General features: G+C 57.2%; 25 protein-coding genes. 5 read left to right on the top strand and 20 right to left on the bottom strand.

What is annotated here, in order from left to right:
• Positions 1 to 63: 63 nt before the first annotated feature.
• On the top strand, positions 64 to 936 hold the full coding sequence (surE, locus tag KP80_RS06055) for a 5'/3'-nucleotidase SurE (protein WP_419772952.1): 873 nt from the start codon (positions 64 to 66) through the stop codon (positions 934 to 936).
• A gap of 51 nt (positions 937 to 987) precedes the next feature.
• Here the strand turns inward: surE and KP80_RS06050 are convergent, their stop codons facing one another.
• Positions 988 to 1,935 (bottom strand): hypothetical protein, encoded by a 948-nt coding sequence (locus tag KP80_RS06050; RefSeq protein WP_052282692.1) that lies wholly within the window; start codon positions 1,933 to 1,935, stop codon positions 988 to 990.
• A gap of 155 nt (positions 1,936 to 2,090) precedes the next feature.
• Here KP80_RS06050 and KP80_RS06045 point away from each other — a divergent pair, with 155 nt between their 5' ends.
• Genes KP80_RS06045 through dsbG form a run of 4 tightly spaced genes read left to right on the top strand, consistent with a single transcriptional unit; the run spans position 2,091 to position 6,069 of the window.
• Positions 2,091 to 2,453, top strand: a complete 363-nt coding sequence (locus tag KP80_RS06045; protein ID WP_052282691.1) for a hypothetical protein — start codon at positions 2,091 to 2,093, stop codon at positions 2,451 to 2,453.
• A gap of 47 nt (positions 2,454 to 2,500) precedes the next feature.
• Positions 2,501 to 4,537: a protein-disulfide reductase DsbD family protein gene (locus KP80_RS06040; protein ID WP_052282690.1), complete on the top strand. Its 2,037-nt coding sequence runs from the start codon at positions 2,501 to 2,503 to the stop codon at positions 4,535 to 4,537.
• Between the two features lie 6 nt (positions 4,538 to 4,543).
• Positions 4,544 to 5,266, top strand: a complete 723-nt coding sequence (locus KP80_RS06035) for a DsbA family protein (RefSeq protein ID WP_052282689.1) — start codon at positions 4,544 to 4,546, stop codon at positions 5,264 to 5,266.
• A 41-nt stretch (positions 5,267 to 5,307) separates the two neighbouring features.
• Complete coding sequence (dsbG, locus tag KP80_RS06030) at positions 5,308 to 6,069, top strand: thiol:disulfide interchange protein DsbG (protein WP_052282688.1); 762 nt, start codon at positions 5,308 to 5,310, stop codon at positions 6,067 to 6,069.
• Between the two features lie 290 nt (positions 6,070 to 6,359).
• Here the strand turns inward: dsbG and KP80_RS23295 are convergent, their stop codons facing one another.
• The 19 genes from KP80_RS23295 to KP80_RS05940 all read right to left on the bottom strand — a co-directional run bounded on the left by KP80_RS23295 (position 6,360) and on the right by KP80_RS05940 (position 22,553).
• Positions 6,360 to 6,599: a hypothetical protein gene (locus KP80_RS23295; RefSeq protein WP_072129054.1), complete on the bottom strand. Its 240-nt coding sequence runs from the start codon at positions 6,597 to 6,599 to the stop codon at positions 6,360 to 6,362.
• 378 nt (positions 6,600 to 6,977) lie between these two features.
• Complete coding sequence (gene acpT, locus KP80_RS06025) at positions 6,978 to 7,553, bottom strand: 4'-phosphopantetheinyl transferase AcpT (protein WP_052282687.1); 576 nt, start codon at positions 7,551 to 7,553, stop codon at positions 6,978 to 6,980.
• A 1-nt stretch (position 7,554) separates the two neighbouring features.
• Complete coding sequence (locus KP80_RS06020) at positions 7,555 to 8,784, bottom strand: beta-ketoacyl-ACP synthase (RefSeq protein WP_052282686.1); 1,230 nt, start codon at positions 8,782 to 8,784, stop codon at positions 7,555 to 7,557.
• Positions 8,781 to 9,512, bottom strand: coding sequence for a 3-ketoacyl-ACP reductase FabG2 (locus tag KP80_RS06015; protein ID WP_052282685.1), 732 nt, complete (start codon positions 9,510 to 9,512; stop codon positions 8,781 to 8,783). Before KP80_RS06015 ends, KP80_RS06020 begins: the two co-directional genes overlap by 4 nt.
• On the bottom strand, positions 9,509 to 9,985 hold the full coding sequence (locus tag KP80_RS06010) for a 3-hydroxy-fatty acyl-ACP dehydratase (RefSeq protein ID WP_052282684.1): 477 nt from the start codon (positions 9,983 to 9,985) through the stop codon (positions 9,509 to 9,511). The genes KP80_RS06015 and KP80_RS06010 overlap by 4 nt, the downstream gene beginning before the upstream one ends.
• The gene (locus KP80_RS06005; RefSeq protein WP_052282697.1) at positions 9,982 to 11,151 is read right to left on the bottom strand and encodes a beta-ketoacyl-[acyl-carrier-protein] synthase family protein; all 1,170 of its coding nucleotides are present in this window, start codon (positions 11,149 to 11,151) and stop codon (positions 9,982 to 9,984) included. The genes KP80_RS06010 and KP80_RS06005 overlap by 4 nt, the downstream gene beginning before the upstream one ends.
• Before the next feature lies 1 nt (position 11,152).
• The gene (locus KP80_RS06000) at positions 11,153 to 11,776 is read right to left on the bottom strand and encodes a DUF3261 domain-containing protein (RefSeq protein ID WP_082221715.1); all 624 of its coding nucleotides are present in this window, start codon (positions 11,774 to 11,776) and stop codon (positions 11,153 to 11,155) included.
• A complete protein-coding gene (locus KP80_RS05995; protein ID WP_052282683.1) occupies positions 11,769 to 14,093 on the bottom strand; it encodes an MMPL family transporter in 2,325 nt (774 codons plus the stop codon). The genes KP80_RS06000 and KP80_RS05995 overlap by 8 nt, the downstream gene beginning before the upstream one ends.
• The gene (locus tag KP80_RS05990) at positions 14,062 to 14,667 is read right to left on the bottom strand and encodes a LolA family protein (protein ID WP_052282682.1); all 606 of its coding nucleotides are present in this window, start codon (positions 14,665 to 14,667) and stop codon (positions 14,062 to 14,064) included. Before KP80_RS05990 ends, KP80_RS05995 begins: the two co-directional genes overlap by 32 nt.
• A complete protein-coding gene (locus KP80_RS05985) occupies positions 14,664 to 15,086 on the bottom strand; it encodes an acyl-CoA thioesterase (RefSeq protein ID WP_052282681.1) in 423 nt (140 codons plus the stop codon). Before KP80_RS05985 ends, KP80_RS05990 begins: the two co-directional genes overlap by 4 nt.
• Before the next feature lie 2 nt (positions 15,087 to 15,088).
• Entirely contained in the window at positions 15,089 to 16,780 is a 1,692-nt protein-coding gene (locus KP80_RS05980) for a glycosyltransferase family 2 protein (RefSeq protein WP_052282680.1), read from the bottom strand.
• Positions 16,771 to 17,121: a hydroxymyristoyl-ACP dehydratase gene (locus tag KP80_RS05975; protein ID WP_052282679.1), complete on the bottom strand. Its 351-nt coding sequence runs from the start codon at positions 17,119 to 17,121 to the stop codon at positions 16,771 to 16,773. Before KP80_RS05975 ends, KP80_RS05980 begins: the two co-directional genes overlap by 10 nt.
• The gene (locus KP80_RS05970) at positions 17,102 to 18,454 is read right to left on the bottom strand and encodes an AMP-binding protein (protein WP_052282678.1); all 1,353 of its coding nucleotides are present in this window, start codon (positions 18,452 to 18,454) and stop codon (positions 17,102 to 17,104) included. The genes KP80_RS05975 and KP80_RS05970 overlap by 20 nt, the downstream gene beginning before the upstream one ends.
• Positions 18,451 to 19,032 (bottom strand): hypothetical protein, encoded by a 582-nt coding sequence (locus tag KP80_RS05965; RefSeq protein ID WP_052282677.1) that lies wholly within the window; start codon positions 19,030 to 19,032, stop codon positions 18,451 to 18,453. The genes KP80_RS05970 and KP80_RS05965 overlap by 4 nt, the downstream gene beginning before the upstream one ends.
• A 6-nt stretch (positions 19,033 to 19,038) precedes the next feature.
• Positions 19,039 to 19,290, bottom strand: coding sequence for an acyl carrier protein (locus KP80_RS05960; RefSeq protein WP_052282676.1), 252 nt, complete (start codon positions 19,288 to 19,290; stop codon positions 19,039 to 19,041).
• An 11-nt stretch (positions 19,291 to 19,301) separates the two neighbouring features.
• Positions 19,302 to 19,559, bottom strand: a complete 258-nt coding sequence (locus tag KP80_RS05955) for a phosphopantetheine-binding protein (RefSeq protein ID WP_052282675.1) — start codon at positions 19,557 to 19,559, stop codon at positions 19,302 to 19,304.
• Positions 19,540 to 20,355: a lysophospholipid acyltransferase family protein gene (locus KP80_RS05950; protein ID WP_052282674.1), complete on the bottom strand. Its 816-nt coding sequence runs from the start codon at positions 20,353 to 20,355 to the stop codon at positions 19,540 to 19,542. Before KP80_RS05950 ends, KP80_RS05955 begins: the two co-directional genes overlap by 20 nt.
• Positions 20,352 to 21,077: a beta-ketoacyl synthase chain length factor gene (locus KP80_RS05945; protein WP_052282673.1), complete on the bottom strand. Its 726-nt coding sequence runs from the start codon at positions 21,075 to 21,077 to the stop codon at positions 20,352 to 20,354. Before KP80_RS05945 ends, KP80_RS05950 begins: the two co-directional genes overlap by 4 nt.
• A 348-nt stretch (positions 21,078 to 21,425) precedes the next feature.
• Complete coding sequence (locus KP80_RS05940) at positions 21,426 to 22,553, bottom strand: ABC transporter substrate-binding protein (protein ID WP_052282672.1); 1,128 nt, start codon at positions 22,551 to 22,553, stop codon at positions 21,426 to 21,428.
• Between the last annotated feature and the right edge of the window lie 16 nt (positions 22,554 to 22,569).

Below are 22,569 nucleotides of genomic sequence, written 5' to 3'. Positions count from 1 at the left end.
CGAATGTCTTAGGTTTTTTTTTTGCTTTTAAAACTGGTTAAAAATAACTCAGAAGGAATAACCATGATGTTCTTCAAAATTGTCGCCTCGCTTTTCGCACTGCTCGCGTTTTCTGTTCAGGCCGGTCATGCACCGCTGAAAATTCTGATCGTCAACGACGATGGCTGTGAATCACCGGGCAGTACCTCGCTGCAGGATAAGCTCGCTGCCAAAGGGTACGACGTGTGGATGGTCGCACCAGCCACTAATCAGAGCGGTATCGGCTCGGCGATTACCTTTAAAACCGGAAAGACGTTTGATGTGAAAAAGGTCGCGGAAAAACGCTACTGCTTCCCCGGCACGCCTGCCGATTCCGTCGACTTTGGCCTGCGGGGATTATTAAAAGATGCTGCGCCGGATCTGGTGATTTCCGGTGTAAATGATGGGCCGAATACCGGCATGGCGCAGGTGAACTCCGGTACCGTCAGTGCCGCCGCTCGCGCAGTGCGCTACGGTGTTCCGGCCATCGCCGCCAGCATTGGCTACGTGTTCAGTGAAGAAGAGATGAAAAATCACTGGCCAAGCACGCACAAATACTGGCCTGAGTCGGTGGATTATGTGGTGGGCGTGGTGGACAAACTGAACGCCAAACGCGTTGCTGGCAAGCCGCTGCTGCCGGAAGGCAGTGGGCTGAGCATCAATTATCCTGCGCTGGCGAAGGCCGACATCAAAGGGGTTCACTACATCGATAACGAACGTTTCCCGGTGCCGCAGATTGGCTACGATCTGCAAAAAGATGGCACTGCCGTACAGACGATGAACCCGGATGCGCTTAAACCAACCCTCGACGACACCGACTCCGGTTGGCTCAACAAAGGCTATATCACCTATACCGTGTTTGATGGTGTGTGGAACGCGCCACAGTACGAATCTCAGTACCGCGAATTGTTGAAGTAATCATCACATCGCTGCCGGAAGCATTGGGCATGCCGGCAGCGCAGAGCGGGGCTAAAAACTCATGGCCAGCCCCACGCCGTACCCTTCGGTGCCGTTGCCGAACATATAGCGCGCCACCAGTCGGGTGCGGGTGATAAAAACCGGATATTTGCTGCTGTCCAGCTCAAGCCCAATGCCCACTGAACTCAGACTATTGAAGCCCAGTTTTCCTCGTTGGTCGCCAAGATATTCGGTATGCGCGCCTTCCAGTACGTAACGCACCGGGCTTTTGAGCAGTGTCCAGTCGAAAATGGGCGCACGGCGGCGCAGATACAGCCCAAGGTTTTGCGCGCTGGCGCTGCCGCTCACGGCGCTGGCGGTGTTGCCAAAGGTTTGCAGGCTCATTCCGGTATAGCGCAGCTCAACATCAATATCCTGTTTTGGCGAGAGAAGCTCGTAGTCGAGCATCAGTGAACCGCCGAGTCCGTAGGCATTGAGCCTGCCGCCATCGAGAAAGTCGTAATCGGCATTTTGATGCCGCTCAAGTACCCAGGCCCCGATCCGCAGGTCGCTGGCCATAGTACCGAGCATCACATTGGCAATAGGACGCAACACCAGGTTACCGCCCCAACGGTCACGATGCAGGTTGAAGTCCCAGCCGATACCGCCGGTGGTGGTGAGGCTGTTCCATTTGGTGGGAATACGTCGGCTCTGGCTACCATCGCTAATGACGAACTGCGGGTCGTAGCGGCTGTAGCCCAATGCCCCTTCGAGATAGAGCGGAAAAGATTCTCCCATCGTGGCACCGCCGCCAAACTGGGTGATGGCCAGCTCACTCTTGTCGTCAGATCCAGAACCTATGTTGAGATCGCTGGCGGTGATATCCGGCACAATCATAAAGCTCATCAATGTCAGCACCGCATCGGCGCGCTGTTTGATGCGATGACCGTCGGCGGCCATGGCGCCCGTACTCCAGGCGACGATGAGCAATAAGTCAAGGCGGAGAAGTACCGATCTCATCAGGTTTGCCGCCTTTGTATGGGAGATGCTTCTAACTATAGAATTCGTCAGGCACTCTCTCCACTGGCCAGACGCAGACAAAACCTTACAAGGAACACCTTGCACATAGATTTGTATTGTTTATGATTCGGCTGTTCTGAATTGTCTGGGAAATTATGCGTAATCGTCAGCGTCTTGCGAAAGGGTTGTTGATACTGACCTGCCTTGCCATGCTTATTTGTATGGTTCAGCGGGCGGTCTATCTGCACCATTTTTTCCAGCAAGCCGCTAACTCTGCGCAAATGCTGACCACACCAGCCCCCGATGATGCGTCCGCCGGTCCTTCACCGTGTCAGTTGAGCGCCAGCTCGCTGCTGTGTACCCAACCTGTCTTCTTTGATGGCGCACTGGCCGCCGTCATTCTCTTCCTGGCCCTGCTTCAGCGATTGACTGAGCAACGCACGTTCGTCTTTCGAGACGTCCCTGTCCGGCCGCCAACGCTACGGATCCATCTGCAAAATTGCGTCTTCCGGGAATGAATAATCATCGTTAACGCGATGACTTATTCAATTTACGGAGAAAACACATGCTGAATATCTTCAGGGGCCTGGTCCTCCTGTTGCTGTCGTGCATGGGCATGGCCCAAGCGGCAGATACCGGGTGGCTCACGTCACCCCAAAACGATCACGCCCGGATACGTTTCCAGGCTGAACGAGACGAAAACAAGCTTTACGGATTACTCACCGTTGAACTGCAGTCGGGATGGAAAACCTACTGGCGTTCACCGGGAGAAGGGGGCGTTGCGCCTGAAATTCACTGGCATAACGGTGAGAAGGCACAATGGTATTGGCCGGTGCCCTCGCGGTTTGATATCTCCGGGCTGACCACACAGGGCTACCACAAGCAGGTGGTTATCCCAATGATTATCACCGATGGGCAAAGCGATACGCTGGATGGCACGCTGACGCTCTCTACCTGTAGCAACGTTTGCTTGTTAACGGACTATCCGCTGCATCTGGATTTTAATCAGTCGGTGGATACCCATTTTCAGGACGCGTTTGAGCAGGCTATGCGAACTATCCCTGCGGAAAGCGGGATCTCAAGCGATCTTCGTGCGCACCTGGCGGGGAGCGATTTGGTAATTACCGGCACGACGGTAGGCGAATGGCGCGATGCGCAAATTTATTTTGATCCTTTAGACGGCGACATCATTCCCGGCGACCCGACGCTGAAAAGCAGCGGCGCGGAGCTGGTAGTAACCGCGCCGGTCACCGATGAATGGGGTGAAAAGGCAACAACGCTGGCGGGCAAAACGCTCTCCTTCGTCCTGACTAATCAGGGAAAGGCTCAGCAGACGACGCTCACCGTGGGGGCTGACCAGGCGGCATTGCCAATGCTGGATACGACGTCTGCAGGTTTTGCTCAGATGCTGCTGTTTGCGCTGCTGGGTGGGCTTATCTTAAACCTGATGCCGTGCGTACTGCCGGTGATGGGCATGAAGCTCAATTCAGTGCTCCATTCCGGGACTGATAAAACCCGTATTCGCCTGCGCTTTCTGGCGACCAGCGCCGGGATTCTGACTTCGTTCGCGCTGCTTGCCGCGATGCTCACCGGCTTGAAGCTCGCCGGCGCGTCGCTGGGGTGGGGGATTCAGTTTCAGAACCCGTGGTTTATTGGCCTGATGGTGGCTGTTACCTTCATCTTTGCCATGAATCTGTTTGGCTTGTTTGAAATGCTGTTGCCCGCATCGCTAAGTGGGCGAATGGCGACAGCGGGGGGCAACGGGTTAGCGGGGAGCTTCTTTGAGGGTGTTTTCGCCACGCTGCTGGCGACGCCGTGCTCGGCACCGTTTCTCGGCACCGCCGTCGCCTTCGCCCTGGCGGCACCGCTGGCGTATCTGTGGCTCATTTTCCTGATGCTGGGATTGGGCATGGCGCTGCCGTGGTTGTTTGTGGCGCTGGTGCCGAAAACGGCACTGCTGCTGCCACGTCCCGGCCCGTGGATGAATACGCTCAAGGTTGTGCTGGCGATGATGCTGCTGGGCTCCAGCCTTTGGCTGGCCTCGCTTCTGAGTGCGCATCTGGGAAGTGCATTGGCAGGCATTATCACCCTTTCCCTGACGGCGGTTGCACTTATTGCCTTCATCGCCAGCGGAAAACGTGCGGCGCCGCTATTCTGGCTAGTGGTGATTGTGCTGGCGGCCTTTGGTGGCTATCAACTACGCGGGCTATTGCAGGATAACGCCAGTACCTCTGCTCTTGCGGCCAGCCAGCACATTGCCTGGCAACCGCTCAGCGAAGAGGCCATTACTCGCGCGCAGGCGGAAGGAAAACGCGTATTTGTCGATATCTCTGCCGACTGGTGCGTGACCTGCAAAGTGAACGAACATCGGGTGCTTAACCAACCGGAGGTTATCGCGGCCCTGAGCCAGCCGGATGTGGTGGCACTGCGCGGCGACTGGAGCCAACCTTCCGAGCTCATCACGGCGTTTCTGCAAAAAAGAAATAGCTACGCGATCCCCTTCAATCAAATTTATGGGCCAGGGCTCATGGACGGCGACATGCTGCCGCCGCTGCTCGACAAACGTACCGTCCTGGACACCCTCAAGAATGCCAAAGGTTAATTAACAATGAACAAAACACTTCTCTCACTATTTCTGTTTGCGGCTTCCCTCCCGGCGTTTGCCGCGCCCGCACTGACGGCGGCACAGGAGGCTCGGGTACAACAACTGGTGCAGGAAACGCTGCTCAAACATCCGGAGATTTTAGCGGCTGCGGCAGAAAAGCTCGATCAGCAGGATGTGCAGGCCAATCAGCAGAGGGTTAACAAAGTGATTGCCGATAATGCTGACTTTCTGTTTCGCGATCCGAATTCACCGCGTATGGGGGCTGAACATCCCCGGCTGACGCTGGTGGTCTTTACCGACTACAACTGCCCTTATTGCAAGAAGCTCGATCCGTATCTGGAAAAGATCGTCGCCAAATATCCCGATGTGGCCGTTATTTTTAAATTCCTGCCGTACCGCTCAGAAAGCTCGGTGACCGCCGCTCGCGATGCGTTGACCGTATGGCGAACGCATCCGCAGCAGTTCATCAAGTTCAATGACATTCTGATGGTGAAAAAAGGCTATCACGACGATGCCAGCATCACGGCGGCGAAAAAGAAAGCTGGCGTGGTAGTGGATGAGCCGGACAGTCAAAGCGTCGAGATCATCAAAAAAAGTCTCGCGCTGGCGCAGCAGCTCGGCATTCAGGGCACGCCCGCCACGCTGATTGGCAATGAACTACTGGCGGGCTGGGTTCCCTTCGAACAGTTTGATGCTATGGTCAGCGATGCGCTGAAAAAACAGTAAATCGGTACTCGGGGGATTTTGCCCCCGTTTTATGAGGTGTGATGATGAAACGTATGATGTTAGCGGCGTTAATGATAGCTCCGGTTCTGGCACACGCGCAGGATGCGGTCCCCGACATTATTAAGCGCTTCAGCGAGCAGCAGAATATTACGGATGTTAAAGCCGTCGAAGCGCCCGGCGGCGTCAAAAGCTGGGTTGGGCAGTATCAGGATATGGGGGTAAATCTTTTCCTGACGCCCGATGGCCAGCATGTGATTTCCGGTTATCTCTATGACGCGCAGGGAAAGAATCTCAGCGAAGGTTATTTCAAAGAGCAAATCTATATACCGCTTGGCAGAGAAATGTGGAAAACCCTCAATGCGACGCAGCCGTTGAAAGAGGGACCCGATACCGCCGCGCGTAAAGTGTTCGTGTTTGCCGATCCGTTCTGCCCTTACTGTAAAGCATTCTGGTCGGCCGCTCAGCCGTGGGTGGCCGCGGGGAAAGTGCAGCTCAATACGTTAATGGTGGCGTTTTTGAATCCGAAAAGCGGACGCTACGCGACGGCAATTCTCAACGCTGCGGATCCGGTGGCCGCGTGGCGGGACTATGAATTGTCCGGCGGCAAGAAGTTGCCGCATTTTGAAGGCACCACGCCACGTGCGACGTTTAATTTGCTCCAGCACCATCAAAAGCTGATGGATGACCTCGGTGCGAATGCCACGCCGGCAATTTACTATATGAATGCCAACAATGAGCTACAGCAGGTCGTCGGCATGCCGGACGAAAAACAGCTGGTGGAGATGTTTGGCCCGCGGCCCTGAGTGCCGTAAAGATGGCAGGCGTTAACCCGTCAGGATGGGATAGTGTTAGCGTCGATTGACGATGAGCGAGGTGCTGCCGGCGAGGCATTTCCGGCAACACCTCTATGATTCGAGGTCTTAGGATTTTCCGAGTAACTTATTGATCACCGGCGTTAATACCATGACCAGGGTGACGAAAACGGCCAGCAGTATGGCCGACAGTAATTTATGGTTATTGATGTGATTGAGTATCACCGGCAGAGTCAATTTATTCGCCTTCCTGTAATGAGTAATGGTATGAATGAGCGGGATTAATTACCCCAGACATGAATGAAATTTAAGCCGATGGAGAGAATGACCCATGCCAAAAGGAAATACCGACGCTTATCATTTCGCGATTCGAGGGCGGAATAATAGTTGGCGCTATAAAAAGTTGAGGCAATTATCGATAGGGTTACAACCAAATGCCACACATGCTCTCTGATGCCAATCAGGGAACTGATAAAGCCAAAGCACAACACGATAGCGATACCATTTAACGCATTGCACATCAGCCATCCCCACAGGCTGGAAGGCCTGGAGAACATTTGTTCAAGTCTTAATACCAACGCCGGATTCACCCTAAAAAATAATAGGTGCATAAAATGCTATTTAAGCGCAGGCGTGATGTTGACCAAAATCAATATTGAAGGTGGGTGAGAAAAATAAATTAAAAAATGACTTGAGTCAAAATATCATATATGCGGCACGTTCGCTGATAACCTGTTTTTTATGCTTTCACAATTCGCATTATTAATATAAACGACTGGTTTAATGCTATCGTGAACTGAGAGAAATCCTAATGTATTTTCCCGCGGATTATCCCTCAGCGTATTTTATCAGGTTATTGTGACGGGCTAAATAATCACCCGAAAAATTATTTTAGACACTCACTGTAACAGATGAATAATGTCATCCAAATGACAGCGCGTGGGGGTGCAAACGGCGATACTCAGTCCATTAATGATATTATCGGCAATAAACTGGCCTTCGCCGCAGGTGCTCTGCACGTCCGCCATCTGCCAGACGCTGCCACCGCGCTGTTTAATGATGGCTTCTTTACGCGTCCAGATGCGCCAGAAGGCGGCGAGTTGGCGTTCAGATTCTTCGGCTGCGATGTACGCCTGCTCGGCGGGGGTAAACAGGGATTCAACCAGTGCTGGCCAGTTTTTTCGTGGGCGTATCGCTTCAATATCGCAGCCGACGTCTCCTTCATCACTGAGTAACAGCGCAATCTCATCGCCGCTGTGGCTGAGGTTAAACCAAAGCCCGCTACCCACTGGGAACGCCGGTTTCCCCAGTGCCCCATACACTATCTCCGGCAGAGGCGAAATCGCCTGCGAAAGCAGGACGCGGCCGGCAAGCCAGCCAGCGCGTCCTGGCCCCGTGGGGGCGAGGGCGGCAACAGCAGGCGGCAGTTGGCCGCCGCTGAGCTGAGAGATTTTGCCGAGGAAAAGCCGGTACATCTTACGGCCAGCGCCGAATGACGAGCGAGGTGTTGATGCCGCCAAAGGCAAAGTTGTTGCTTTGCAGAAACTCGCAGTCAATTCGCCGGGCCTCGCTAATGATGTAATCCAGCGCGCCGCACTGTTCATCCGGCTGGCGGAGGTTGAGCGTGGGGGCAAACCAGCCTTCACGCATCATTTGCAGGCTCATCCAGGCCTCCAGCGCGCCACAGGCTCCGAGAGTATGGCCGAAGTAGCTTTTCAGCGATGAGATCGGCACGTTTTCGCCGTAAATCGCCGCCGTCGCCTGACTTTCCGCAATGTCGCCGCGATCGGTCGCCGTGCCGTGCGCGGAAATATAGCCCATATCCCGTGCGCTTAATCCCGCCATTTTCAGCGACTGTTCCATACAAATTTGCATGGTTTCACGCTGCGGCTGGGTGATATGTGCGGCATCGCAGTTGGTGGCAAAGCCAACAATCTCGCCGTAGATCGTTGCCCCGCGCGCCCTGGCGTGCTCCAGTTCTTCGAGAATCAGCGTGCCCGCACCTTCGCCAATCACCAGACCATCGCGTGCGACATCAAACGGGGCTGGCGTGGTTTTTGGCGCGTCGTTGCGCTGGCTGGTGGCGAAGAGAGTATCAAAGACCGCCGCTTCCGAAGGGCACAGCTCTTCCGCGCCGCCGGCGACCATAATGGTTTGATAGCCGTGGCGAATGGCCTCCCAAGCATAGCCGATGGCCTGGCTGCCGGAGGTGCAGGCGCTGGAGGTCGGGATCACCCGGCCGCGTAGGCCGAAAAATAAACCGGTATTGACCGCTGCGGTGTGCGGCATCATCTGCACATAGGTGGTGCCGGTAATGTTGCGAGTGTGTTTTTCAGTCAGCATGGTGGCAAACTCGCTTACCGAATCGGTGCTGCCCGTCGAAGAGCCGTAGGCAATTCCGGTATCGCCACCGGTCAGCAGCGGGTCGTCAAGCAGCCCGGCCTGATCCAGCGCCAATTCGGTGGCGCGGGTAGCGAGTCGGGAAACACGGCCCATGGCACGAATGCGCTTACGGGTGTAATGGTCCGGCAGGGTAAAGTTATCAATCGGTGCGGCAAGTAGGGTCTGTAGCCCGTCATAAATCTGCCACTCCGGCATTGTGCGGACCGCATTCTCATACGCCAGCAATCTGTCGGAAACGGCCGACCAGCTATTGCCAAAGGCGGTAACGCCGCCCATGCCGGTAATCACCACGCGGCGCGTCATAGCATCCCTCCGTTGATGGAAATCACCTGACGCGTCACATAGCCTGCAATATCCGACATCAAATAGCTGGCAAGCCCGGCGACTTCCTCCGCCTGACCCATGCGCTTCATCGGAATCATCGCCATCGCCTCTTTCTGAGCACTGTCTTCCATCTCAATCATACCGGTATCAATCAGCCCCGGAGCGATGCAGTTAACGGTGATTTTGCGTTTAGCCAGCTCAATTGCCAGCGCTTTGGTCGCACCGATAATCCCGGCTTTGGCGGCGCTGTAGTTGACCTGTCCACGATTGCCCATCACCCCGGAGACCGAGGAGAGGGTGATGATGCGTCCTCCCCGACGGGCGCTAATCATCGGCATCATGCACGGCTGAATCACGTTATAGAAGCTGTCGAGATTAGTGTGAATCACCGTATCCCAATCATCGTCACTGAGCGCCGGGAATGCCGCATCACGGGCAATCCCGGCGTTACTGACCACCCCATACCAGGCACCCTGTTCGGCAAGATCGTGCTCCAGCACCTCGCGACACTGCGCGCGGTTGGCCACGTCAAAGGCCAGCAGACGACCCGTACCGCCAGCGGCAACAATCGCATCCAACGTCTGTTGTGCGCCTTGGGCGTCGCGGTGGTAGTGCACACCGATCGTAAACCCGTCCGCTGCGAGCTGAAGGGCGATTGCGCGGCCAATGCCTTTGCTGGCGCCGGTGACCAAAACTGAACGACTCATGCTGACGCTCCTTGTTGAAATAAAGTATGAAGTTCTTCCGTTGTCGGCTGAAAAGTGTTGATTCGCCCGCTGGCGAGCGGGTGGCTGCCAGCCTCAATGGTGCATTCAAAACTGCCGAAACGCGCATCCTGCATCAGCCGTGTCGTTGTTATCGTGAGTGTAGTGCCGGCGGGAAAACGGCTTTCATCACAGCGGAGATCGCGGGCGCTAAGCACCATACCTAAGGCAATGTGCGTTTCGCCGCGCTGATGACGGTGCCAGCCGGACCATACGCCGACAGTTTGCGCCATCAGCTCTAATGCGAACCAGCCTGGCAGGTCGCCCTGGGCATCGAGAAAAGGTGTCAATACGCCGCTTGCCGCCACCGTCACGCGGCAGCAGGCGGTCTCTTCGCTGACATCGACCACCTCATCCAGCAGCATCATCGGTGCATCGTGCGGCAGATAGTCGCCGGGCGATAAATAGGGGCTCATGACACTCTCCCGAGCAAAATACTGGCGTTGTTACCGCCAAAAGCAAATGAATTGGACAGGATTACCGGGCGAGTCAGCGGCTGCGGCGTCGTCAAAATTCCACACGGTGGCAGCGTTTCGTCGCGCAGTGAGCGGCTGAAATCCTGCGGCGGCAGCGGCAGGTCGCGCTGCAAAATCAGCATGCTGAGGGCCGCTTCGGTGATGCCCGCTGCGCCTAATGTGTGTCCGGTCAGATGCTTGGTTGAGCTGCAAGCAACGGTTTCGCCAAACAGCGCGTGCACCACGCCGGACTCGATCTGGTCGTTAAGCGGTGTAGCGGTGCCGTGCAGATTAATATAGCCGACCTGCTGCGGGGTGAGATTGGCCTCGCGTAGCACCTGCTCAATGGCTCGAATGGCTCCTTCACCCAGCGGATGCGGCGCGGAAATATGGTAAGCGTCACTTGACTCGCCGACGCCCAGCAGCGCGATGGGCTGCGGTTCGCGGGTCAATAGCATTAGCCCTGCGGCTTCGCCGATAGTGATCCCCCGACGATCGCGGGCAAACGGCTGGCACAGCGTGGGGGAGAGCGATTCCAGGCTGTGAAAGCCGTTTATTGGCATCCGGCTTAGCGTATCGGCACCGCCGACAATCGCCACGTCGGCAAGGCCCGCCTCAATCAAGCGACGGCCGCTGATGATGGCCCGCGCGCTGGAGGAGCAGGCGGTCGACAGCGTAAATGCCGGGCCGTCCAGCGCCAGCCAGTGGCTGAGAAAGCGCGACGGATCGCCCAATTCCTGCTGTGGGTAGTGCCAGTCGGCGCTTTCGTGGCCGTTTAGTATCCGGTCGACGTGCTTATCACCTTCGTCCAACCCGGAAGTGCTAGTACCAAGCACGACCGCCACGCGGTCACGGCCAAAATGGGCAATCGCGTCATCCACCTGCGGCTGGATTTGCGCTAGCGCAGCCAGCAGCAGCTGGTTGTTGCGTGAACGATGGGCGCTAAACGCGTCGGGGATTGGCGGCAATTCGGCATCCACGCCGCCAAATATCGCCTGCGGACTCCCCTGGAGCCAGCCTGCGCGTGGCCGCATGCCTGGCGCGCAACCGCGTACCAGATTGGCGGCGATCTCGTTGGCATCGTTGCCCAAGGCGTTAATCAGGCCGACGGCAGAAATGTAAATCATCTCAGTCACCCAAATATTGAATGGTGATGTGGTATTTAAACACCTGCTGCGCAATAGCAATAGGCACGCGCTGGCCGTTACGGTTCAGGTAGCTTATCTCGGTGATCAGTTTGCCGCGGGCATTACGCAGTTCCCGTTTATCGCCGATATCTATGAGCGTCCAGCCTTTTGGCAGCTGCGGCAGCCAGGCGCTAAGTGGCCAGTGGCTCAGCATCACATCGGCCAGCACTTGGCTTGCTGGCGGCAGCTGCGGCATCACCACGGACTGTTCGCTATGCAGGCCTTTATCGTCATAGGTCACGAGGAACAGGCGAATCCCCACCGACGACAGCCCGGCGAGGGTGACTTTCTGGCTATCGGCATTGAGCATCACCAGTAGCGACTGAGTATTGCCGTTAAAGCTTCCGGTGAGCAACTGCTGCGAGCTAAACGCCGGTGAGATACCGGGTTTCGGTAGCGTCACGCGGGTGCCCGGCTCAAGCCAGGCCTGAGGACGAGCCCCGTTGTCCGGCTGCGAATGGCTGCAACCGGCTAGCGTCAAGGCGAGCGCGAAAAGGGCTGCTTTTGGCCGGGAATGACGGTGCGCAAATCTCTTTTGCAGCCCGTGGAATATCGAATTAATCATGTCGTTGTTGTCTCTTTTTACCGGGCATCGCCAGCGGCGACAGCAGGAAAGCGGTGAATATCCCGCTCACCAGCACAATGCCGAAGCTGCTGATGGCCTGGGTGGCGCTAAAGACCAGCATCCCAAGCGTCAGCAGGGTCGTCAGCATGGCCAACGTAATCGCCAGCATTGAGGTTATCGGCGTGCCGCGCGGATTACTGAAGAATAGCGTGTAGTTAATGCCTATCCCCAATACCAACACCAGCGCCAGCAGCGAGAACAGGTTGACGGTATGGCTGCTGAGCGTCAGCGTCGCCAGCCCGCAGCCGAGCGACAGCACGGAAGGCACGAGGCTTTTCAGCCCGCTACGCCAGCCGAGCCGCACCACCGCGCCGCAGGCGATGACGAACAATGCCACGCCGAGCAGCCCGGTCAGCAGGTGGCGATACAGCGTAAACAGCGCATCGAAGCTGCTTTTCCTGTCCACCCATGCCACGCCCTCGCGATAGCGCTGGCTCAGCGTGCCAAGTGCTGCGCTGTCTTTTACGCCGCTCACCGGCACCAGCACCGCGCTTTCACCATTAGCCTGCGTAAGCCACATCAGCCGCCAGCCTTCGCTGGCCGGGCTGGTAAGCCAGGCATCGACGGTGACCGGCATAGCATTAAGGTTGGGGGTTACCGCCGTGATCCCGGCACTTTGTAAGGCGCGGGTGACGGCGGGGGTCGCGGCTTTTAGCCGCGCCAGGTCCTGCTGTTGAAGGGCAAGTGAGTTGAGCGGCAGAGTGCGGTAGTCGCTAATCCATCCGTCGGCCTTCGCCTGTGCCAGCGCTGGGATAAATTGCTCCAGCCGTTCCAGCGTCTGCTGTGCTGAAGGACCGTAAATCACAAACCACTTCTGGTCGACGCTCTGCCCGGTGAGCGCGGTAATGGCTTTTTCTTGCGCCAGAATATCCTGCGGCAGCGCCTGTAGCTGGGCGATATCATCATCAACCCGCAGCATTGCTGCACCTACCAGTGAAAACAGCGCCAGCGCCACCGGCAGGCCCATCGACAGTTTTTTATTGCGCCGCCATGCTGCCAGCCAGCGTAGCATCAGCCCCATGGCCGGAATTGGGCGTACCGGCAGACCCCGGCATAGCCACGGATGCCAGAAAATCACCGTCAGGCAGGAAGCGCTGAGACCCACCGCCGCGAACAGTGCCATTTGGCGAATGCTGGGGAAGGGGGCGATCATCAGCAGCAGGTAGGCGACTACGGTGGTCAGCAGCGCCAGCAGCAGCGCGGTACGTACTTTGGCGAGGCTTTGCCACGGCGTACTGTCGCCGCCGTGCACCATCCGCTCGGTCAAATAGTAGAGCGTGTAGTCGGCAGAAATGCCGATAATGCTCATGCTCATCACCAGTGTCATCAGATGCAGTTCACCGAACAGCATCAGCGTTATCACGGTACCCGCCAGCGCGCCAATGCTGATGGAAATCAGGCACAGCAGCAGCGGGCGTAGCGAACGGAAGACGGCGATGATCAGCAGGAGTACACCCAGCACCGTGACGATGCCAAGGGTGGAGATATCTTTTTTGGCCTGCTGGCTGGCGTAGTCGCTGTAAAACGCCGTGCCGCGAGAGAGCAGCTGCGCCTGCGGATAACGGGCTTTCAGTTCCTGTTCCAGCGTATCGAGGGTGGTCACCAGGCGGTGGGTTTGCTGCATATCGAATGACTGCCCGGCCAGCTCGCCGTGGAGCAGATACCAATAGTTGCCTTCTGTGTCCTGCGTCACCAGCCAGCCGTCCATCAACCGCAGGCGCTGGCCGCTTTTCGCCATCGCCAGCTGTGCGCCGCGCGTCAGCATCAGCGGATCGTTTTGCAGCTCTTTGCCGCTGACGCCTGAAAAGGCCGAATAGAGTTGGGAGAGCACCCACTGCGCCTGCGCTTCGCCGCCGTGATCAAGGCGCGCACGAGTGTCGTTATCGATAAGGCCGTTGCGGTGCTGCCAGAAGAACGTTCCCCACGCCTGCTGGCTGGCAGCGTCCATCGGGCCTTTCACCTCCGCCAGCAGTTTTGAATTCTGAAGTTGGGTGAGCCAGGCGCGGGCAACGGCCGGGTCGGCCTTTTTACCGGGGCTGACCAGCCACACCAACTGCCGATCGAGGCGCTGCATGAAGCCGTCGTTGAGCGCCGGCGGAATGGCTCCCAACGTCTGTTTGGGCAGCATCGCGAGCACGCTGCTGTTGAGCCGCGCGTGGGGCAGCAGCGTCAGCAGCATGGCCAACAGCAGCAGGCAGACGGCCCCCCAAAGCAGCGCGGGCCGTTTACTGGGCAGCAAAGCGTTGGCGTTCGTCATCGGTTAGCTGTGTGGGTGTCAGTTGGTGTTGGGAAAGCGCGATATCGGTACGATCGCCCTGTTTATCGTTAAGCTGGATGGTCTCGAGATAGGTCTGTCCGGCTAAATCGATGGTGGCGAAGATCTTATCCAGCGGTGTGGTAATCGGCGTCAGGCGCAGCGTCCAGCGGCCTTCGCCAAGGTCGGCAAACGCAACGCGGAAGTTCTCTTCCAGCACTTTGCGGTCGGCCTGAAAAAGCGCGCGCAGCAGGTGGTTAAACTGGAACATCTGCGGATTATTCTCGGCAGTAATGACCTGCGGCGGCTGGCCGTTGATGGCCTGCACCATGCGCTTGTCATCGAGCAACAGCTGCATTGGGAACGGTGAAGTTTGATCCCACAGCAGTCCCCGATCGCGGGCGATCAGCATATTTCCTGCGGAGCGTAACGGCTGCGGCAGGTCTTTGATCGTACGGGTTTGCGTGAAGTGTGCTCGCACTACCGGTTGTTCGGTAAAGCGCTGTTGTAGCGCATCCAGCGTGAGGGCATTGACCAGGGGGCTTATCAGCAGCGCCAGCAGCGGCAGAAATTTCATGGTGTGACTCCCATGCGTTCAAACAGTACCGCTGGGCTAACGAAGCACAGTTCGCGGCTATGTTCCTCTACCGCTACCTGAATGGTGTAGCCAGTGGTGGTGCGCTGGCCGCTGTCGGCATCAAAAATCTCGTAGCCGATGCGCAGACGGTTTTCATATTCTTCCACCCTGGCGCGTACGCGAATGCGCTGCTCAAAGGTCAGGGCATGGCGATATTTCACCCGGGTATCGACCACCGGCCACAAATAGCCGGAGGCCTTCATCTGGCGATAGCCGTAATCAAACTGGTTAAGCAGCGCTTCGCGTGCAATCTCAAAATAGCGGAAATAGTTGCCGTGCCATACCACGCCCATCATATCGATGTCATGGAAAGCGATAGACAGCTCGACTTCAGCCGTAAAATGGGGATCGTTCAGCATCCTCACTCCTTATCCTGGATTTCCGGCAGCCGCCAGAAATCGAAAAAATTAAACCAGTCGAGCGGCGAGCGCAGGGCGTAATACTCCAGCCGCTCGGCGTAACGGTCGATGGCCTGCTGTAATGCCTGCTGTCGGTCGGCGCGGGGCAGCAGCAGCGGGTCGGCAAACGGCTCGCAGTAAATTCGCAGCTTATCCCGCTCACGTAGAGCGAACAGCAAATCTACCGGGCAGCGCAACAGCGAGGCGAGAATAAACGGTCCCTGCGGGAAAGGGGCTTTTTGCCCCATAAAGCGGCTCCAGCAGACGCGCCATTCACCGCCGCGCTGCGGATTGACGGCGATGCGATCGCCGACGATAGCAATCCACTCGCCGCGGTCGATCTTCTCTTTGAGCAAGATGGCGGTTTCCGGGCCAATGTCGGTCACCGGCATCAGATTGATCCCGGCCTGCGGTGCCATCTCCTGCATGATTTGCTTAAAGCGCTGGGCATTATCGCTAAACACCAGCGCATTGATGGTTTTGCTGCCCGCGTGCTGGGCCAGAGCGCGGCAGACTTCGACATCCCCGAGATGCGAAGCCAACAGCAGCTTGCCGCGCGGAGCGTCGACGTCGAGCGCTGATTCCGCACCGGGGGCAAATACCACATCGCGGCCAAACTGGAGTTCACCGCGCCAGCCGGCAATTTTATCCAGCATCGCCTCGCCAAAACGCAGGAAATGACGATAGCTGGAGAGATTGGCCGGGGTTGTCTGCTGACGTGCTAACAACTCGGCGCGGACTCGCGTGATCCAGTTTTGTGACGCCCGGCGCGCGCGGGTGCCCGTTAGCCAATAGACGCCGACCACCGGATAGAGCAGTGCGGTAAACGCCCACCGTCCCAATACGCGCCAGACCCACAGCATCAGGCGCATTCCCCACAGCCCTTTAACCTCCTGCTGCCGCGCCCAGTGTGCGGAGGAGTGACGGAACAGCAGTTTAGGCATGCGCGGCAGCATGCCGAGAAATAGCCGGGTGTGCATCCACGAGATGCGTAGGTTGTCTTTCAGGGCATCGAAATGCGACAGCCCGTCCGGCGGGTAGGTGACGCGGGTGGGGATAAAGTAGCTGGTATTGCCTTGCCAATAGAGGCGCACCATGACTTCGGTATCAAAGTCCATGCGTTTGCCGAGCGTGGCCTTCCCAGCCAGTGCCAACGTGGGGGCGACAGGATAGACCCGGAAACCGCACATACTGTCTTTGAGCGCCAGGGAGAGCGTTTCAATCCACACCCAAACGTGAGTCACCCAACGTCCATACAGGCGCGCGCGGGGAATGGAGTCGTCATAAATCGGCTGGCCGGATATCAACGCCGTCGGATGCTGCTTCGCTTCGGTCAGCAGTCTGGGAATATCTTCAATCGCGTGCTGGCCGTCGGCATCCACCTGCACGGCGTGACTGAAACCGGCCTCGGCGGCCGCCTGCAATCCGCGAATCACCGCAGCCCCTTTACCGGCGTTTTGCGGCAGACGAATCAGGGTCAGGTTGGCGGTTTCTGCCGCCAACCGTGCGAGAGTTTGTTGGGTATCCAAATCGCTGCCATCATCCACCACGATGCAGGGCAGGCCAAAGGGCTGTAAGCGTGCGATGACCCTCGCCATCATTGTGCCGTGGTTATAGCAGGGGATCAGCACGCAGGGGGTAAAGGTCAGCGACATAGTGCGATCTTACCGCTGCTGGCGAGGTGTCGGGCATCGCCGTCGTGACGCTGGTAGCTAAAGCTCAGCAATTGACGCGCTTCCTGCCATTCCAGTGTGAGCGTGACGGTGGTTCCCGGCAGCAGGGGGGATTGAAACTTGACGCTTTTCAAGCAGACAAAACGCCAGCCGGGGGCGAGAACATGAGCATAATGCATGACCCAATCGACCTGCGTCACGCCGGGCAGCAGTGGCTGTACGGCAAAATGCCCGCGAAACCACGGCAGGGCTGGGTCGAGGTGAAGCACCACCTCAAGCTGCTGCGGGTGCGCCTGGCGGCGCTCAAGTTCTGCGGGTTTCATCAAATAACTCCTGTAATTGTGCGTCCACGCGTTTATTCATCCCGTTCACCGGAATCTCATCGACTATCCGCCAGTAGCGGGGGATGGCCAGCGGTTCAAGCCAGGCGCGCAGCGCCTTGCGCCACGCCAGTTCCTGCTTTTTACCCCAGTTTTCACGGTGGCTATCGTCCAGCACCAGCACGATACCGATGCTCTGACGGCCGCTGCGGTTAATCGGTAGCGCTGCCGCCTCACGCACGCCGTCAAGTGCGAGCAGGCGCAGCTCCACTTCATTCAGCGAAACGCGCTTTTCTTCAATTTTGACGACCCGGTCGCGGCGCCCCTGCAAGCGGAACTGGCCGTTGACGAGGATATCGAGCCTATCATCAAGCATCAGGCCGCGTTCATCGGTGATTAACGGCGAAAACAGGCGATATCCCTTATCCTCATGACGAATCTCGACGCCGGGTAACGGTTGCCAGGACGCGTCCGGCTGTTGATGCGAGCGCCAGGCGATCACCCCTGTTTCAGTGCTACCGTAAATTTCATCCGGCCAAACCTGCAACCCTGCGGCGGCCTGTGCCGCCAGCGGGCCGTTCAGTTCCCCTCCGGCGCTGAGAATGACGGCGAACGGCGGTGGAGGTAATCGATAATCGAGGCGCTTTAAAAACGCCGGGCTGCTGATAAAGGTATAACGATGCTGTCGGTCAAGCGCTGAGAGTTGCTCGGCAAAGCTGATAACATCGGCATGCAGCGGCAGACCTAACGCCAACGGCAGCATGATGCGAAACGTCAGGCCATAAAGATGCTGATGGGCGACGGAGCTAACGACCCGGCAGCCGCTTAAGCGTTCGGCAAACAGTGCGGCCAGCAGCGCCGCTTCCGCGTCTAACTGTACCCGCGTTTTCACGACCCGTTTAGGCGTGCCGGTCGAGCCGGAGGTGTAGAGTTCAATCACCGCATCGCGATGCAGTGCGGGAAAATGGTCGGTATCAGCGCTTTGCATTGATGAGGTGACAAGACGGCTCGGGCCTGTCCACGCCAGTTGTCCATCGCTTAAAATGCCGTCGAACAGCGTCTGTTGCTCATTGAGCAACGCTGCGCGGTTGTGGCCTGGCAGTACCGGGATTTTACCCGCATGCAGCGTCGCCAATAGGGCAACAATAAACAGATAGCTGTTGTCAAAGCACAGCGCCCAGCGCGTGGCCTGTTGCTGCTGCAGGTAGGGTATCAGCGCCGCTACGTCGCAGCGCAGATAGCCCAGCGTCCAACGCTGGTCGGCGGACCACGCAATCAGCGTGTCGGCGGGGCGCGGGGCGGTAAGCCACTCGGCAAGTTTTAACGGTGAGTTCATGGTGCCTCTCGTCTTTTGACCCGCTGGCGCACCAGCCACTCGACGGCCATCAGGCTGCCCATCAGCAGATAGGCAATCATGCCGTTCCACGCGGTCCACTGCGTCATATCGCCATGTACTGCGGTCACCAGCGCGACGCTGCCGTTAAAGATAAAAAACAGGCACCAGATCTGGGTCACGCGGCGGGTATAGCGTACGCCGACAGGCGACAGGGCCGGCTCGCGCAGGCGCGCGATACGCTCGACAATCGGCATTGCCGACCACAGCGATCCGCCAAACACCGCCAGCATTACCGCGTTGACCACCACCGGGTAGAACAGCAGCAACTGGTGGGTTTTCAGCATGTAGCTGGCGGCGCACAGCGTGATGCCTACCGCGGCGACCAACTGAATCACCCCGCGCAGCGGCCCGGCCAGACGGCGGGTCTGCAACAGACGTAATAACAGCAGCAGCGCCATCAGCGGCAGCAGCCAGTGCAGGTCGTTATGCGCCAGCCCAAACCAAATTAAAAATGGCCAGGCCAGCAGCAGTAATCCTGTGAGCAGCGATAGCAGCGGTCGCGAGCGTACGCTCGACACGATGAGTTAGCCTTCTTTAAACAGGCGTTCTACCGCGTCCACCACGTCCTGCACGGTGCGCACGGCCTTAAACTCTTCCGGCTTGATTTTATTACCGGTTTTCTTTTGCAAATGAACAATCATGTCGATGGCATCGATGCTGTCCAGCTCCAGATCTTCGTACAGGCGGGCGTCAGGACGAATATCCTGCGGATCGAGTTCAAACAGTTTCACCAGCAGCGCGGAGACTTCTTCGTAAATAGCGTTTTTATCGGTCATGATGGCACTCCTCAGGCTTTCTGGCTGTGAATATAAGTGGCTAATGTGGCGACGGAGAAGAAGTGCTGACGCATCTCTTCGCTCTCAGACGACAGCACAATGCCGAACTGGTTTTTCACCGCCAGCCCCAGCTCCAGCGCATCGATGGAATCCAGCCCCAGCCCCTCGCCAAACAGCGGCGCGTCGGTATCAATGTCGTCGGCGGTCAGTTCATCCAGATTCAACGTGGTGATGATGAGATTTTTTATTTCAAGATAGAGCGCTTGCATCATTCATTCCTGTGCCAGGCGTAGTACCTGATTGTAATTGACGCAAAAGATGCCGGTTGAGCTGCCTTGCCGCCAGCGCCGGTTCCTGTGTTTTTGCATCGTAAAATTGGCCGATCTGCACTCGCTCGCCCACCGTGACGGTGAACCGAGGCTTGGTTGGCGGGGCGTTGTACCACTTGCTCTGTTTACCCAGCATATGTTCGGTACAGCGGATAACCACCAGCCGCAAATCGCTCGCGCAGCGCACGGCAATATTGGCCGCGCCGCGTTGTAATGTCATTTTTTCCCCGGGAAGGGTACGGGTCCCTTCGGGAAAAATCAAAATCGTGTCGCCCTGACGCAGGCGCTGACGACAGGCAGGCAGCAGTTTTTCTGCCTGATCGTTAATCAGATAGTCTGCCGCGCGGATAACGCCGCTAAGGAACGGGTTTTTCAGCAGCGCCGCTTTCACCATGCAGTCGGTTTCCGGCATCACCGACGCCAGCATCACGTAATCAATCAGGCTAGGGTGGTTGGCCACCACCAGACAGCCGCGCTCCTGCGCTAAAATGGCTTTGCCCTCAATACGATAATCGAGCACGCCGACGCCTTTTACCACCGCCAAAAACACGCGGAAGCTGGCAGAGATAGAGCGTCGGGCAAGCTGACGACGGCGGGCTTTGTTGCGGACTACCAGCAGCAGCAGATTGAACCACACCACAGAGAGCAGCAGCCCGCCGAGGCCAAAAAGCGCAAAGCAGAAGCCGGTCATTGCCGCGCGCCACAGGCGGTTTATTCGTGAGCAGAAACCGTTCATGAACGCTGCCAGCGCCAGGTGAGGCGTTCACCAGCTAGGGTAAAGTCGGCCGCGTTCTGAAGGTAGTGCTGCAAAAATTGCAGGCTTTGCGGCAGCGCGGCTTCGGGGGGATGGGGGGCCTGCGGCTGCGTTTCACACGATAGCCCGTCACCGGCTTCTATCACCAGCGCCACGGCATAGGCCCAGGTAGGCATCTCGGGTGGCAGATGCGGGTGATAAAATTCCGGCAGCGCACCGTCAAAATCTACCATCAATACCCGCTGGAAACCTGCCTGAAGCAGGCACATGACTTCACATAGCCCCTGCTGGAACGTCTCTTTTCCAGCGGAAAGTGAGGACGAAACGATCGGCTGTTTGGCCGTGATGGTCAGATTACCGACCGCAGAATTATGCACCGACAGGGCAAAATCCGTCGGGGAGAGCGGCTGCTCGGTCGCCAGCGCGTGCAAAATACGGTAATTACGTTCCAACTCGCCGTGACGGCTGGTATAGAGGACGGCATCAATCTGATGGCGGCGGAGCATGGCCATGCCGCATTCCACCGCCAGCTTGCTGCCGGAACTCAGGCGACGGGCGGTCATCATCGGCAGTTCGCTAAGTTTTGCCTGTGGTGCGGCAGGGTCGATGGCGTGCGGCTGCCGTGACCATGCCAGCCACTGCGTCGCGTCGCTTAATCCTGGGGCCATGGCCTGCCAGTCAAGAATGTTAAGGGCAAATTTCATCAATATGCGAGAGTCATCTACGGGTCGAAATTAAGGCGCTGTGACACCAATTTATTATTTTTTCTTATGGTATATCAATTAAATACGCCAAGGATATTCACCTTATGGCGTAGAACAACGAAATGAGCCAGAAATAGACTGATTTTCCGAGGTCAGCTTGACGGTACGGGCGGCATCATTGCTTAAAATTTTAGAATACCGCAGCGATTTTAGCGGCAAATCAACCGCAATCTATCGCCAGTTATCCGATATTCGGCGCTGCATCATACCGTGTTGTGGCGGGTGCTGCGAATCAGAGGGAAAGTCCGGGGAAAAACCGGGCCAGCAATTGGCCCGGGCAGGGGGCCATTATTTGGCCGGGGTGTAGCTCAGAATCACCTTATCATCTGGAATATCGGTGAAACGGGTAATCAGCGTGTGGTAATCCGCCTGCGGGTCGACATCCTTGAATTGCGTTGGGTAGAAGATCTTACTTAACGTTTCAATGGCGATAATGTTGTACGGATTATTGTAAAAATGATGGTATAGCGCACCGGTATGCCCCGCGACGACCGCCGGAATGCTGCTCACACCCTGACGTCCCAGTAGAGCGTTAAAAGCGTGGGTCACATCGTTTTGGTCAACGTTGTAACCAAACGGAATAATCGCTGTACCTTTGCCAGGACGTTTTGATCCGGTCATCAGGTAATAGTCTGGGTTCATGGCGATGATTTTCTCCACCGACACGTTCCCGGTTGCGCCCGGCAACAGCTTAGAACCGATGTTTTCGCCGCCCGCGGCTTCAACCAGTCCGCCCCAGCCGTTGCGCGCATGGGTGAAGCAGCAGCCGTTATCCAGCCCGGCGACCCCGGCAATCGGTTCGATAAACACCAGCGGTTTCTTCTTCACCTCAGCCAGGCGTTGATGCAGCAAATCCAGACGCTGCTGGTAGAAGTCCAGATAGGCCTGCGCGCGAGCGCTTTGCCCCAGCACTTTCCCCAGCATGGCAATACTTGGACGGGTATTTTCGACCGGATGCAGTTCGTAATCGACGAACACTACCGGGACGTGCAGGGCGTCGAGCTTGGCTAACACGCCGCTTTGTACCAGCGACGGCTTGGCGCGCAGCTGGGCAATCATCAAATCCGGATGGCGAGAGAGAATGGTTTCCAGATCGACGTTACCTTGATCGGAAAATTTCATATCGAGGATCTTATCCGCCTCGGGCCATTTGCGCTTGAGCACGTTCCAGGTTTCGCTATCCTGCTTTTTCGGCAGGTTGTTCCACGCTACCACTTTAGCGAATGGATTTTCGCGCTCCAGCACCGCTAGCGTCAGAATATCGCGGCCATCCTGCAAAATGATACGCTGCGGCTCTTTCTCAATGGTCACCGTACGGTTATCCAGATCCGTGACCGTCACCGGCCAGTTCTGCGCCAGCGCCAGCAGCGGCGAGAGCAGTAGAGCCGCACCCAGTATTGCCTTCTTCATTGTCATGTTTCCCCGTGTTGCA

It is taken from the genome of Kluyvera genomosp. 1 (assembly GCF_001266615.1).
GTDB lineage: Bacteria > Pseudomonadota > Gammaproteobacteria > Enterobacterales > Enterobacteriaceae > Kluyvera > Kluyvera cryocrescens_A.
The sequence above is the reverse complement of the archived record's forward strand: the minus strand, read 5'-3'. Positions and strand labels throughout refer to the sequence as shown.